We start from the raw sequence: 13,076 nt of genomic DNA on the forward strand, positions 1-13,076 counted from the left end.
TTTAATAAAGATTTATTCTACAGCGCGTAAGGGACCTCCGACAGTGGACTCACGAATGATGAGCTCCAATGGAAGTTCATAACGCTCTCTAATCAAGGGTTTCTGGTCATTAATCTTATCAACCAGCACGTGCACAGCCTTTTGAGCCATCTGTTCAATAGGTTGCTCAACCGTTGAAATCTTTGGTTCGGTAATCTTCGAGATGACTTGATTGTCGAAGCCGATGACGGATAATTCGTTCGGAATCGTCACGCCGTATTCTCGTGCTCCGGCAATGATTCCCGCTGCCACTTCATCACTTCCTGTAAAGACAGCTGTCGGCGGGTCTTTCATGGCATGAATTTGTTTGAATACTTCCATTCCATTCTCAATCGTATAGGCATTATAAAAACCGTACGCATCTTGAAAAGGGATTCCATGCTCAGCTAATGCTTTATCGAAACCGAGCTTTCGATGATTGGCGACCATGCTCTTATAGCCTCCAGAACAATAGGCGATTTTACGATGTCCTTGGCGTAAGAGATGTTTTGTCGCCATATAGCCGCCATGGATCTGGTCAAGTTTGATAATCGGAATATCAGCGGATTCGTCAAATTCGTTACACATGATCAAAGGGCCATAAGTTAAGTATTCAGAAATGGTGCTCCAGTCGTTCTCCAGTGAAGCCATAATAATGCCATCAACCTGCTTCGTTTTCAGAAGCTCAAGATGTCCAAGCTCCGTTTCTTGAGAGTACATCGTTTGGCAGATCAGTAACTGGTAACCGGACTGGTTGGCTGCTACTTCCATGGATTCCACGAGCTGGCCGAAGAATGGGTTCATCAATCTCGGTACAATCACAGCAATCATTTTTGTTTTCTTATTACGCAAACTTCGTGCCGATGAGTTCGGGACGTAGCCTAGCTTTTCCATCGCCTCGAATACTTTTTGTTTCTTTTCTTGAGAAACATGAGGGTAATGGTTGATGACGCGTGAGACTGTCGATTTTGATAATCCAGCCAGCTCGGCTACATCATCAATGGTGACCACTATCAAACCTCCTCTCTGTCAGATCCACTATTGAAATCGTTTTCAAAATTGATGAAATAAAAAAGTGCTAAACGCATTATGTGGAGTAAGTATGACTTTTGAAAACGTTTTCAATAACTTGAATAAAGTATATGTGATAATCGAATGAAATTCAATGGGATTTGTAAAAAATTCTGAAAATTATTTTCGGCATCTAGGACAATTGGCGTGGATTAAGGATTTAGCGTCTTTTCGAAAATGATCATATCTTGTCCTTGGATCCCATGTTCGAAAAAAGTTTCAGGATAGGAGAGGAAGAAATCCCTTTCTATAGATGAGAAGCGGAATCCGGCTTTTGATAGAAAGCGAGATTTTCTAAACTGGAATTCGATGTTCCTACAATCAACTGTTTATACCCACGACCTTTATAGTGGTCCACTAGCCATGCAATCGTTCTTTTTCCTAGACCTTGTCCTCTTACATCCTCACTTAGGGCGATATTTTTAATTTCAGCTATGCCGCCCTCTGGAAAGGTCATGAGACAAGCGCCTATTGTTGCATGATCGTAGATGAGTTCATACAGCTCCCCTTGATCATAATAAGACCTCACCACGTCTTCACTTTCATCAGCCATCAGTAAATAGTCGAGTAACGCTTCGTGGTTCTTGGTTCTTTGAATAAGAAAAGAATCTTTCATTGGTCCGCATACTCCTTTGAAAACGTTATTATATTTTTTGTGTTGTTATCCCGCCTTAACAGGCAGTAATACCCCTTCAGGATTTTAGGATGAACCGAAAAAGTTAAGATGGGGGTAAACTGCCTGTTAAGGTCCGATTGGTTCAACTTACAAGCAGTGGGGGATGAAGAACCCCACTGCTTGAAATTTCACTTTATGGTACCATAAACATAGAGGAATGATTTCTGAATGGAGACTCTTTTCAGAAAAAAGGAGCAGTGAAAAGATGGAACAACATGAGAAATTGTATGATCTTATCGGGGTAGGCGTAGGCCCTTTCAACTTGAGCCTTGCTGCGTTGCTAGATAAAGTAGAAGAGGTAGACAGTTTGTTTTTTGAACAAAACGAAGGATTCGATTGGCATCCTGGCATGTTGATTGAAGGAACGAAGATGCAGGTACCGTTCATCGCTGATCTTGTTACAATGGCTGATCCTACAAACAAATATAGTTTTCTTAACTATATTAGTAAAAACGAGCGAATGTATCAGTTTTACTTTTTGCAACGCTTGGATATCCCGCGCCGCGAGTACAATGATTATTGTCAGTGGGTCGCTGAACAATTAAATAGCTGTCAGTTCGGGAAGCGCGTCACCAATTTGCGTCACATCAAAGATAATCAGGAGTTTTATGAAGTGGAAGTGACGGATGTTGAATCAGGAGAACAAACGGTTTATCGAACGAAGCATTTGGTCATGGGCACAGGTAGTAAGCCCGTCATGCCGAAATCTTTCCAAGGATTCCCTGAAGAAGATGTCTTTCACACCGCAGACTTTCTACCTAACCAAGACCGCTGTCGTAAAGCCAAGTCTGTCACAGTTGTGGGGTCTGGACAAAGTGCGGCCGAAACTTTCCGGGAATTATTAAAAGAACAACGAGAATGTGGATTCCGATTAGACTGGATCACCAGGTCGCCCGGATTTGCTTCAATGGAGGAGTCGAAGCTGAGTCTGGAACATTTCTCCCCGGATTACGTGAATTACTTCTATCAACTTCCTCAAGAGCGTAAAGATGAAATATTCGCGACACAAGGCTTGTATTATAAAGGAATCAGCAATCATACGATCAATGACATCTACAACCTTCTATATGAGTATTCTGTCGGAGAGGAAGAATTGGACGTCGGTTTACAGGTGTTAAGTGAAGTGCGCGATTTGAAACAAAAAACAGATGGTCGCTACGAAATCGATTGCTACCATTGGCAAAAACACGAAGCGTTCACGCATGAAACGGATGTGGTCATTGCCGCAACGGGGTACAAACCTCATGTCCCTGATTTTGTCCACGAGCTCTCTGATTTCATCGAATGGGACGAGCAGGGCCGTTATAAGGTGACAGCTGATTATCGTCTGGAGAAGCAGGTTGATACGGAAGGTGAAATTTATGTGCACAGTGGCATTTCCCACACGCACGGAGTAGGTTCAACCAACTTAGGCTTATCTGTACACCGAAACAAAGTCATCATCAACCACCTGGTCGGACGTGACGTGTACCCAATGAATGAGAAAAGTATCTTCCAATCGTTTAACGTATAAGAGAGCAGCTTCGGCTGTTCTTTTTTTTATGTGCGGGATTCATTTGTCCGAATAGGCCGAGCAAATGTCCGATAAGGTGCATCATTTGTCCGAATAAGAAACAAATGTCCGATATCGTACGTCTCCTGTCCTAATAATCCAAACACGTGTCCGAAATACCTCAACTCTTGTCCGATTGGCTCCACTAGATGTCCGAAATAGAATCCAAGTTATTCACCAGGCCCTTATAAGAAAAATGTCGAAAATGTTCGAATAGATGACATATGTGTAAACATTGCCCGAAATCCATAGCTATTGGTTGACATCTACCAGCTGAGGGTTAATAATATTGTAAATATACAAGGTAAATTATAAATATACATAGAGGTGAATATAGATTGATAGCAGGAATTGTAGGCGCAACCGGATACGGTGGAATCGAGCTTTTTCGACTTCTCTCGAAACACCCACAAATAAACCAACTTAAACTTTATTCCTCTTCCCAAGCAGGTGTGGAGTTCGAAGCGATTTACCCCCAATTTGAATCACGTGAGAGGCACCCCCTTCATGAAGTAGATCCTGTAAAAATGAAAGAAGAGTGTGATGTTGTTTTTCTAGCGACACCAGCTGGCGTGTCCAGTCGGTTGACACCAGAATTACAAGACGGCAAAGCGAAAATCATCGACTTGTCCGGCGACCTCCGTTTGAAGAATTCCGCGGATTATTCGGCGTGGTATAAAAAAGATCCGGCACCAGAACCATCGTTAGAAAAAGCGGTGTATGGACTTCCGGAATGGAATAAAGAAGCGATTCGCTCAGCAGATGTCGTTTCGAATCCCGGCTGTTATCCGACGGCCACGCTGCTCGGTTTAGGCCCGGTCATGAGTGAGCAACTGGCTGATCCTGGTTCCATTATTGTAGACGCAAAATCTGGTGTTTCTGGAGCGGGGAAAAATCCCAATGCCTTGACCCATTTCGCACATGCGCAGGAGAACTTCCAAATCTACAAAGTGAATCAACACCAGCACATACCAGAAGTGGAACAGCAACTGATGCAGTGGAATGAGGAGACGACACCGATTACATTTTCAACCCATCTAGTTCCCATGACGCGAGGGATCATGGCGACGATCTACTTTACACTAAAAGAAGAGAAAAGTGCGGAAGAGCTACTCGCCTTGTACAAGGATGTCTATGCTGATCAGCCTTTTGTCCGTGTGAAAAGTGAGGGCCAATTCCCCTGCACGAAAGATGTCTATCAAACGAATTTCTGTGATATCGGTTTGACGGTCGATTCACGTACGAAGCGTGTGACCGTTGTATCGGTAATTGATAACTTGATGAAAGGAGCGGCGAGTCAAGCCGTTCAAAATATGAATCTAGTATTCCATTTGGATGAAGCAGCGGGTCTACCTCAATTCCCAGTTTATCCTTAATACAGAAAGGGAGCGTTAATTTGGTTCAAACAGTGAAGCAATTTCAGGTTGATAAAGTGGATGGAGGAACAATCTTAACACCTGGAGGATACCAAGCTGGAGGTTTTCATAGCGGATTGCGCTACAAGAAACGGGACTTCGGATTATTGATGAGCGACGTGCCTGCCTCTGTTGCGGCGGTTTATACACAGAGTCATTTTCAAGCACCTCCGCTTAAAGTCACACAGGAAAGCATCGAAGAGAGTGGAAAGATTCAGAGCGTTGTCATCAATAGCGCGGTTGCGAATGCTTGTACCGGAAAGCAAGGACTTGAAAATGCCTATCAAATGCGAAAGATGATTGCGGATCGCTTTCAGATTCAAGAGTCTTATGTAGCGGTGGCGTCAACGGGCGTCATTGGTGAACAGCTTCCTATGGACAAGATTACGTATGGTTGTGAACACGTAGAGATTACCAATGAAGATGCCCCATACTTCCAAGAGGCGATCTTGACGACGGACACGTGTCAAAAAAGTACGTGTTACCAATTGCAGATCGATGGTCAAACGGTAACGATCGGCGGAGCGGCAAAAGGGTCAGGGATGATCCATCCCAATATGGCGACGATGCTCGGTTTCATTACGACCGATGCTGCTATAGAGTCGGATGTTTTACAAAAGGCGCTCAGCCAGTCGATTGAACGTTCTTTCAATCAAATTACGGTTGATGGAGAAACGTCTACGAATGACATGGTGCTTGCGATGGCTAACGGCAAGGCCGGTCATGACACGCTTACAGAAGATCATAGTGATTGGGAAGCATTCCGGCACGGCTTGCAGCTCGTTTGCGAAGACTTAGCGAAGCAGATCGCTCGTGACGGCGAAGGCGCAACGAAATTGATCGAAGTGAACGTGTCGGGCGCACAAACCAATGACGATGCTCGTGTAATTGCAAAGAAAGTCGTAGGATCGAGTCTAGTGAAAACAGCGGTGTACGGTCATGATGCAAACTGGGGCCGGATTGTTGGAGCTATTGGGCACAGTGAAGCACATGTGAATCCAGAAGCCTGCGATATTTACATCGAAGACCAACTCGTTTTTAGTGATGGGACGCCTTGTGCCTTTTCAGAAGAGCAGGCAACAGAAGATATGAGCAATGATAAAGTGGTCATTGAAATCCGTCTGCACGAAGGGGACGGAGAAGGAACGGCTTGGGGGTGCGATTTGACTTATGACTATGTCAAAATCAATGCCAGTTACCGAACATAAGGACAAGCCTGTCGTCGTCATCAAATTAGGGGGGAGTATGCTGGACCAGCTCACCGGTGATTTCTATGATAGTTTCAAGGAATTGATTGATCACTATCATTGCATCATCGTTCATGGAGGTGGACCAGCGATCTCAAGACTGCTGGATCGTTTACGTATTGAAGGCGTTTTTTATGACGGCTTACGAAAAACGACGGCCGAAACGCTGGAAGTAGTCGAGATGACACTGGGCGGAACAGTAAATGGGCACATTACTTCCAAACTATCAGAGCGGGGATTACTTCCTCTAGGTATAAAAGGTTCGGATGCGGGATTGTTGAAGGCGACCATCATCGACCAAGAACGTCTCGGTTATGTCGGTGAAGTGAGTCATGTGCAGCCTGATGTCATCCATCATTGCCTTCAGGCAGGCTACACACCTGTCATAGCCCCTTTAGGAAAGACGGAAAGTGGGCAGACGGTGAATATCAATGCGGATGTCTCCGCCGCTGCCATTGCCAAAGCGATAGGTGCGGAAAAACTATTATTTGTCACGGATGTACCCGGCATTCTAAGGCAAGGAGAGTTGATCGAAGAGACGACGCCTGAAGAAATAGCGTCCTTGATTGAACGAGGGTGGATTTACGGTGGGATGATCCCCAAAGTACAATCCGCCACTCAAGCGCTCTCAGAGCGTCTGGAAGAAGTCATGATTGTAAGTGGAGACAGGCCGCTGATCAAAGACCAGCAAATGGTTGGAACGACAATCCGGATGAAGCGAAAGGAAGGTGTGGAATGAGTTTATTCCCAACATACAACCGATTCCCGCTAACGATTGTATCCGGCTCCGGAACGAAGGTGCAGGACAATCAAGGGAAAGAGTATTTAGATTTTGTTTCAGGCATTGCGGTCTGTAACTTGGGCCATAGACCTCCTGAAGTACAGGCAGCCTTGCAGAAGCAATTAGACGAGGTGTGGCATGTTTCGAACTTGTATCAAATTCCGCAGCAAGAGAAAGCGGCGGAGTTGTTGACCGAAGCCACCAACTTAGACCATGTGTTTTTCTGCAATAGCGGAGCCGAAGCGAATGAAGCGGCGATTAAACTCGCCCGTAAACATACACAGAAAGAGAAAATCGTAACCTTCAAGCAATCCTTCCACGGGCGTACTTTTGCTACCATGAGTGCGACAGGACAGGAAAAAATCCATGAAGGCTATGGCTCCTTGTTGCCGACTTTCGACTACCTTCCGTTTAACGACGTTGAGGCGGTCAATGGACTAGAAGGAGACGATGTCGCCGCGATTATGGTCGAAGTGATCCAAGGAGAAGGTGGTGTCGTACCGGGAACAGAGGCTTTCCTTCAGTCCGTTGAACAGAAATGTAAGGAGCTTGGGGCCTTGCTGATCATTGATGAAGTACAAACAGGGATCGGGCGGACAGGCGCACCTTTTGCACACCAATTATTCGGCCTTGATCCGGATATCGTAACATCAGCGAAAGGACTCGGAAGCGGGTTTCCTGTCGGGGCTATGCTAGGTAAAGCCTCACTAGTCGACTCTTTCCAAGCAGGAGCTCACGGTTCGACGTTTGGTGGTAATCCACTGGCATCTGCAGCCGTTTGTGCTACGGTAGAGACTATTTTTAACCCATCCTTTTTAGAAGAGGTCCAGGCTAAAGGGCAATTCTTTATGCAAAAACTGGAACAATCCGTTCTTCCACTGCCAATGGTCCGTGAGATACGTGGAAAAGGGTTGATGATAGGAATGCAGATTGATGGACAAGCGATTGATCTTGTTCATAGGTTAAGAGAACAGGGCTTACTGACTGTTGTCGCCGGTCCACACGTCCTTCGCCTATTGCCCCCTTTGACGGCAAGTTATGGGGAAATCGAGAAAGCCGTCGTGTTGATCGAACAAGTGCTGCAAGAACAAGAACGTCTCCAAAATGTATAAAACGGTATAAATCTAAAGCGGGGAAAACTAATGTTTGTTTTCCACCGCTTTTTTCTTTCAAAGCATTGTATAAAAATTCATTATATATTATAATTATTCAAACATTGAGGTGGTGGTAGAGTGAAAGGTTATCTTTTATTACAAGATGGTCAATGGTTCGAAGGAGAAGCTTCCGAACAGTGGAAAACTCCGGCACAAGGTGAAATTGTCTTTTTTACAGGGATGACAGGATACCAAGAAGTATTGACGGATCCTTCCTATAAAGATCAAATTGTCGTGTTCACGTATCCGCTGATCGGGAATTACGGAGTGAATGAAAGAGATTCAGAGAGTAGTAATATCCAAGTGAGTGGCGTCGTGATGTTCCATTGTGCCGATGCGGCCTCTCATTATGAATCGACAAGTTCACTCGGTGCGTATTTAGAGAAAAACGGGGTTCCGTTTTTGACGGGAGTGGACACAAGACAAATCACCAAGACGATTCGAACGGACGGTTCAAAGCAAGCACTGCTTACACAACAGAAAACAGGCGTTTTGCAAACGAGTGATAAGAAGCAGATCTTTGAGACGCAGTCTGAGCAGATCGCAACGTTCGGTGAAGGGTCTATGCATATTTTACTTATAGACTTCGGTTGGAAGAAATCGATTGTCAGTTCCTTGATTGCACGAGGGATGAAAGTGACGGTCGTTCCTTTTACCAAGGTAGACCAAGTGTCGAAGCAATCGTTTGATGGGGTTGTGTTATCGAATGGACCTGGGGACCCGAAAGATTCGCTCTCTTTACTTCCAGAACTGAAAAAACAAATCGAGTCGAGTCCGACTTTCGGAATTTGCATGGGGCATCAAGTGATTGCGCTCGCTTTCGGGGCAAACACGAAGAAACTGCCGTTCGGTCATCGTGGGGCGAACCATCCGGTGAAAGATAGGCAGACGGGAAAAGTGTTCATGTCTTCGCAAAATCACAGTTATGTCGTTGACGAGACAAGTCTTGAACAGACGCCGCTTGAAACGCGTTTCTATAACGTGAATGATGGTTCCGTGGAAGGTTTGACACATAAGGATAAGCCGGTTTTATCTGTCCAGTTTCATCCTGAAGCACACCCGGGACCAGCGGATGCAGAATGGTTGTTTGATGAATTTTTAACGATAGTACGTAATAAGAAAGGAGAGAAGGTTTATGTCTAAGACGGTGCTCGTCATTGGGTCCGGTCCGATTGTCATCGGGCAAGCGGCTGAGTTCGATTATTCTGGTACACAAGGGTGTTTGGCGGTTCGAGAGGAAGGTTACAAGGCGGTTCTCGTTAATCCGAACCCTGCGACGATCATGACCGATTACACCATTGCTGATGCCGTCTATTGTGAACCTTTAACCGTTCAAAGCATCATCGCCATAATCGAGAAAGAAAAGCCGGATGCGCTCCTTGCCGGTCTAGGCGGTCAAACCGCTCTGAACTTAGCCGTCGAATTAGAGAAAGAAGGCGTGTTGGAGCGTTACCAAGTAGAATTACTGGGTACGAGTGTCGCCTCGATTCAACAAGGGGAAGACCGTGAATTATTCCGTGAATTGATGGAGTCGCTCGGTCAACCGATCTCCGAAAGTCAGGTGGTTTCTAAAGTAGAGGAAGCCATCGAATTTGCCACTAAGGTAGGGTTTCCAGTCATTAGTCGTCCTGCTTATACGTTAGGGGGACGTGGTGGCGGAATTGCGAGCGATCCGGAAAGTCTTAAAGAACTGATTGAAAATGGGCTTAAAGCGAGTCCGATTCAACAAGTCATCATGGAGAAAAGCATTGCCGGTTTTAAAGAAGTGGAGTACGAAATCATGCGTGACCAAAATGGAACGTGTATTTCTGTTTGCAACATGGAGAACTTTGATCCTGTGGGAGTACATACAGGGGACTCGATCGTGGTCGCTCCGTCTCAAACACTGACAGACACAGAGTATCAAATGCTGCGAACGGCTGCGTGCACCATCGTTTCTGCACTGGATGTGATTGGTGGCTGTAACGTGCAATTTGCGCTGGATCCTTATAGCAAAGATTACTATGTCATTGAAGTGAATCCGCGAGTCAGTCGTTCATCTGCATTAGCTTCTAAGGCAACCGGTTACCCGATCGCCAAGATGGCAACAAAAATCGCGCTCGGTTATCCGCTTGATGAATTGATAAATCCGTTGACGGGAGATACCTATGCCAGTTTCGAACCAGCACTCGATTACGTTGTCGTCAAATTCCCGCGTTGGCCATTTGATAAATTCCCAGAAGCGGACCGTACACTCGGGACAAAAATGAAAGCAACAGGCGAAGTGATGGCGATCGATCGTACGCTGGAAGCCGCTTTCCAAAAAGCGATCCAGTCGATTGATACAGCCGTTCCTTTTATAGAAGATATCGAAAAAGAAATGACGGCTCCCACTGACCTGAGGTTCTTTGCCATTTTACAAGCGATGAGACTGCAGGCTTCGGTCGATTGGATTCATGAAAAAACGCAGATCGATCGCTTTTTCTTGCAATCTCTAAAGCAAATGGTCGACCTCGAATCCAAGTTGCAGGCGCATACAATTTCCAGCTTGCCTCATTCATTGTTAAAAACGGCGAAATGGTTTGGATTCTCTGATCAGCAAATTGCCCAGCATACGAAAGCATCTGAAGCAGAAGTGCGTGGATTAAGGGAACGTTCCCATATTGTGCCGAGCTACAAGATGGTTGATACGTGTGCTGCCGAGTTTGAAGCACAAACGAATTATGTCTACCGCACGTATGCAGGCGTGAATGAGATTGAACCACTGCAAGCCGAGAAGAAAGCGCTCATCATTGGATCAGGGCCGATTCGGATCGGGCAGGGTGTGGAGTTTGATTATAGTGCTGTCAAAGCAATCGATAGCTTGAAAGCGCTCGGTTGGACGACGATTATGCTGAATAATAACCCTGAAACGGTGAGTACGGATTATGAGACGGCTGATCGCCTTTATTTCGAACCGATTACTACAGAAGTCATAGCCGGTATTGTGGAGCATGAAAGTGTAGATCTCGTCTTTACGGCCTTTGGTGGTCAGACGGCCATCAATTTAGCGGAAGACTTGGAGCATGCTGGTCTACCGGTTGCGGGAGTAAGTACAGATGTGCTGGACGCTTTAGAAGATCGTGACCGTTTTTATGAAGCGCTCGATCAGCTTCAAGTTCCGCGTGTCGCAGGACAGACGTGTTACAGCCAGCAGGAAGCCCTTCAAGTTGCAGATCAGTATGAGTACCCTTTACTTTGTCGTCCGTCCTATGTAATTGGCGGACAGGGCATAATGAAAGTCCAAAATAAACAAGAGTTGAAGGAAGCCCTTGCTAAGACGAATAAACGTCATTACCCGGTTATTCTGGATCCATTTGTCGTTGGAAAAGAAATCGAAATCGACCTTGTCGGTGATGGAAAAGATGTGTTCATTCCAGGGATGATGGAACATATCGAGCCGGCCGGTGTTCACTCAGGTGATAGCATGTCCGTCTTTCCAGCTTCATTACCGCAAGCGATTAAAGAAAAGGTAAGGCACTATAGTCAACAAATCGTCGAGTACTTTACGTATAAAGGAATCATGAATATTCAATTTTTGTGGCAGGAGGAAGAGGTATTTGTCCTTGAAGTGAACCCTCGTGCCAGTCGTACCGTGCCGATTGTCAGTAAAGTATCCGGTCATTCATTGGTCGATCTAGCGGTTCGCGTGATGGCGGATAGCCAAGATGTAAAGCAGATTCCATTTGTCGAGATGCCTTATGTCGCCGTGAAATATCCATTGTTTTCTTCTCATGCGATGCCGGAACTTGACCATATCCTAGGTGCGAATATGAAATCTACGGGAGAAGGCATGTGCTTAGGGCACTCTGTAGGTGAGGCTTTGGCGAAAGTATTCTCTCATCTGCCAGACCTACGTCAAGAACCGGAAGCTTGCTTCATCGACTCTGATGATGTAGATGAGTCACTGGCCACTTCCCTGTCATTTGATGAATGGGTTCAAACGAAAGAAGCCGCTGTCTACGTAAATGACAAGTCAGGGGAAGTCGCAAAAGGAAGAAGAATTCAGGCTTTAAAATATGGAATATCTGTATTTAGCGAACCTTCTACATTCAAGGCTTATGTTGATTCATTCCCTTACAAAAACACAGAGCCGATTGCGTTACCGAAAATGAACCAAGGAGTGCAAAGTATATGAATTTGATGGAACAAATGGCATCGACCACAAACTTCAAAGGACGTAACTTACTTCATTGGCTGGATTATTCCCAAGCCGAAGTTTCGGAACTGTTAGCTCAAGCCCAATATGTGAAAGAGAACCCCCATTCTAAAGTGTTGAGCGGCAAGACTCTTGGGATGATTTTCGAAAAATCTTCAACGCGTACACGTGTCTCATTCGAAGTCGGCATGGTGCAAATGGGCGGACATGCGTTGTATTTGAATACAGACGACATTCAAGTCGGTCGAGGAGAATCATTAGCGGATACAGCCAAAGTGCTTTCAGGCTATGTGGATGCCATCATGTATCGTACGACATCCCACCAGAAGTTAGAGGAGTTAGCCGAACATGCAACCATACCCGTCATTAATGGACTGTGCGATGTGTATCACCCCTGCCAGGCGTTAGCCGATATTTTCACGATGCTTGAGTGGAAGGGGCGTCTATGTGGACTCAAGGTCGTCTACATCGGCGATGGAAATAACGTCGCGCACTCTTTGATGATTTTGAGTGCGATGATGGGGATGGAAGTCGTCGTCGTGACGCCAGAAGGCTATGAACCAGATTCAGATGTCGTTGCCCAGTCGCAAGCTGTTGCTGAGAAGTATCAAGGGTCTGTAACGATTTCCCACGATCCTGAAGAAGCCGTTTCAGGAGCGGATGTCATTTACACAGATGTATGGGCATCCATGGGGCAAGAAGAGGAACAAGAGACGAGAATGAAGGATTTCCAAGGATACCAAGTCAATCAATCTCTTTTGGAAAAAGCAAAGCAGGACGTCCTGTTTCTCCATTGCCTTCCCGCTCATAGAGAAGAAGAGGTGACAGCGGAAGTCATAGACGGTCCTCATTCAGCTGTTTTCCAGCAAGCGGAAAATCGTATGCATGTCCAGAAGGCGGTATTACAGGCTTTGATCGGGTACCGTTAAAAAAAGTAGCATAAACGTTAGGGAGCGTGAAGTAGGATAGTAGGGATGCTTGCTCT

The 13,076-nt window shown here is 45.6% G+C and carries 10 protein-coding genes; 8 read left to right on the forward strand and 2 right to left on the reverse strand.

Going from position 1 to position 13,076, the window contains the following annotated elements:
- Positions 1–12: 12 nt before the first annotated feature.
- Together H0266_RS09080 and H0266_RS09085 are read right to left on the reverse strand one after the other, a co-directional pair.
- Positions 13–1,029: a substrate-binding domain-containing protein gene (locus H0266_RS09080; protein WP_181472087.1), complete on the reverse strand. Its 1,017-nt coding sequence runs from the start codon at positions 1,027–1,029 to the stop codon at positions 13–15.
- A gap of 307 nt (positions 1,030–1,336) precedes the next feature.
- Positions 1,337–1,705 carry a GNAT family N-acetyltransferase gene (locus tag H0266_RS09085; protein WP_246363842.1) on the reverse strand — a complete coding sequence of 123 codons (369 nt, stop codon included), beginning with the start codon at positions 1,703–1,705 and terminating at the stop codon, positions 1,337–1,339.
- 265 nt (positions 1,706–1,970) lie between these two features.
- Between H0266_RS09085 and H0266_RS09090 the strand changes: the two genes are divergently transcribed.
- From H0266_RS09090 to argF, 8 genes are all read left to right on the forward strand, one after another.
- Positions 1,971–3,278, forward strand: coding sequence for a lysine N(6)-hydroxylase/L-ornithine N(5)-oxygenase family protein (locus tag H0266_RS09090; RefSeq protein WP_181472088.1), 1,308 nt, complete (start codon positions 1,971–1,973; stop codon positions 3,276–3,278).
- 377 nt (positions 3,279–3,655) lie between these two features.
- Positions 3,656–4,693, forward strand: a complete 1,038-nt coding sequence (argC, locus tag H0266_RS09095; RefSeq protein WP_181472089.1) for an N-acetyl-gamma-glutamyl-phosphate reductase — start codon at positions 3,656–3,658, stop codon at positions 4,691–4,693.
- Positions 4,694–4,713: 20 nt separating this feature from the next.
- A complete protein-coding gene (gene argJ / locus H0266_RS09100; RefSeq protein WP_181472090.1) occupies positions 4,714–5,940 on the forward strand; it encodes a bifunctional ornithine acetyltransferase/N-acetylglutamate synthase in 1,227 nt (408 codons plus the stop codon).
- Complete coding sequence (gene argB, locus H0266_RS09105) at positions 5,903–6,718, forward strand: acetylglutamate kinase (protein ID WP_181472091.1); 816 nt, start codon at positions 5,903–5,905, stop codon at positions 6,716–6,718. Before argJ ends, argB begins: the two co-directional genes overlap by 38 nt.
- Positions 6,715–7,872: an acetylornithine transaminase gene (gene argD, locus H0266_RS09110; protein WP_181472092.1), complete on the forward strand. Its 1,158-nt coding sequence runs from the start codon at positions 6,715–6,717 to the stop codon at positions 7,870–7,872. The genes argB and argD overlap by 4 nt, the downstream gene beginning before the upstream one ends.
- Before the next feature lie 120 nt (positions 7,873–7,992).
- Positions 7,993–9,057 (forward strand): carbamoyl phosphate synthase small subunit, encoded by a 1,065-nt coding sequence (locus H0266_RS09115; RefSeq protein WP_181472093.1) that lies wholly within the window; start codon positions 7,993–7,995, stop codon positions 9,055–9,057.
- Positions 9,050–12,070, forward strand: coding sequence for a carbamoyl-phosphate synthase (glutamine-hydrolyzing) large subunit (gene carB / locus H0266_RS09120; RefSeq protein ID WP_181472094.1), 3,021 nt, complete (start codon positions 9,050–9,052; stop codon positions 12,068–12,070). The genes H0266_RS09115 and carB overlap by 8 nt, the downstream gene beginning before the upstream one ends.
- Positions 12,067–13,020, forward strand: coding sequence for an ornithine carbamoyltransferase (gene argF / locus H0266_RS09125; protein WP_181472095.1), 954 nt, complete (start codon positions 12,067–12,069; stop codon positions 13,018–13,020). The genes carB and argF overlap by 4 nt, the downstream gene beginning before the upstream one ends.
- The last annotated feature ends 56 nt before the right edge of the window (positions 13,021–13,076 follow it).

The sequence above is a fragment of the Halobacillus locisalis genome, assembly GCF_013694105.1.
Lineage (GTDB): Bacteria > Bacillota > Bacilli > Bacillales > Halobacillaceae > Halobacillus > Halobacillus locisalis.

Coding starts and splice junctions, on each gene's coding strand:
- H0266_RS09085 (WP_246363842.1), bottom strand. CDS start 1,705: ATGAAAGATTCTTTTCTTATTCAAAGAACCAAGAACCACGAAGCGTTA.
- carB (WP_181472094.1), top strand. CDS start 9,050: ATGTCTAAGACGGTGCTCGTCATTGGGTCCGGTCCGATTGTCATCGGG.
- argF (WP_181472095.1), top strand. CDS start 12,067: ATGAATTTGATGGAACAAATGGCATCGACCACAAACTTCAAAGGACGT.
- H0266_RS09090 (WP_181472088.1), top strand. CDS start 1,971: ATGGAACAACATGAGAAATTGTATGATCTTATCGGGGTAGGCGTAGGC.
- argD (WP_181472092.1), top strand. CDS start 6,715: ATGAGTTTATTCCCAACATACAACCGATTCCCGCTAACGATTGTATCC.
- argB (WP_181472091.1), top strand. CDS start 5,903: ATGACTATGTCAAAATCAATGCCAGTTACCGAACATAAGGACAAGCCT.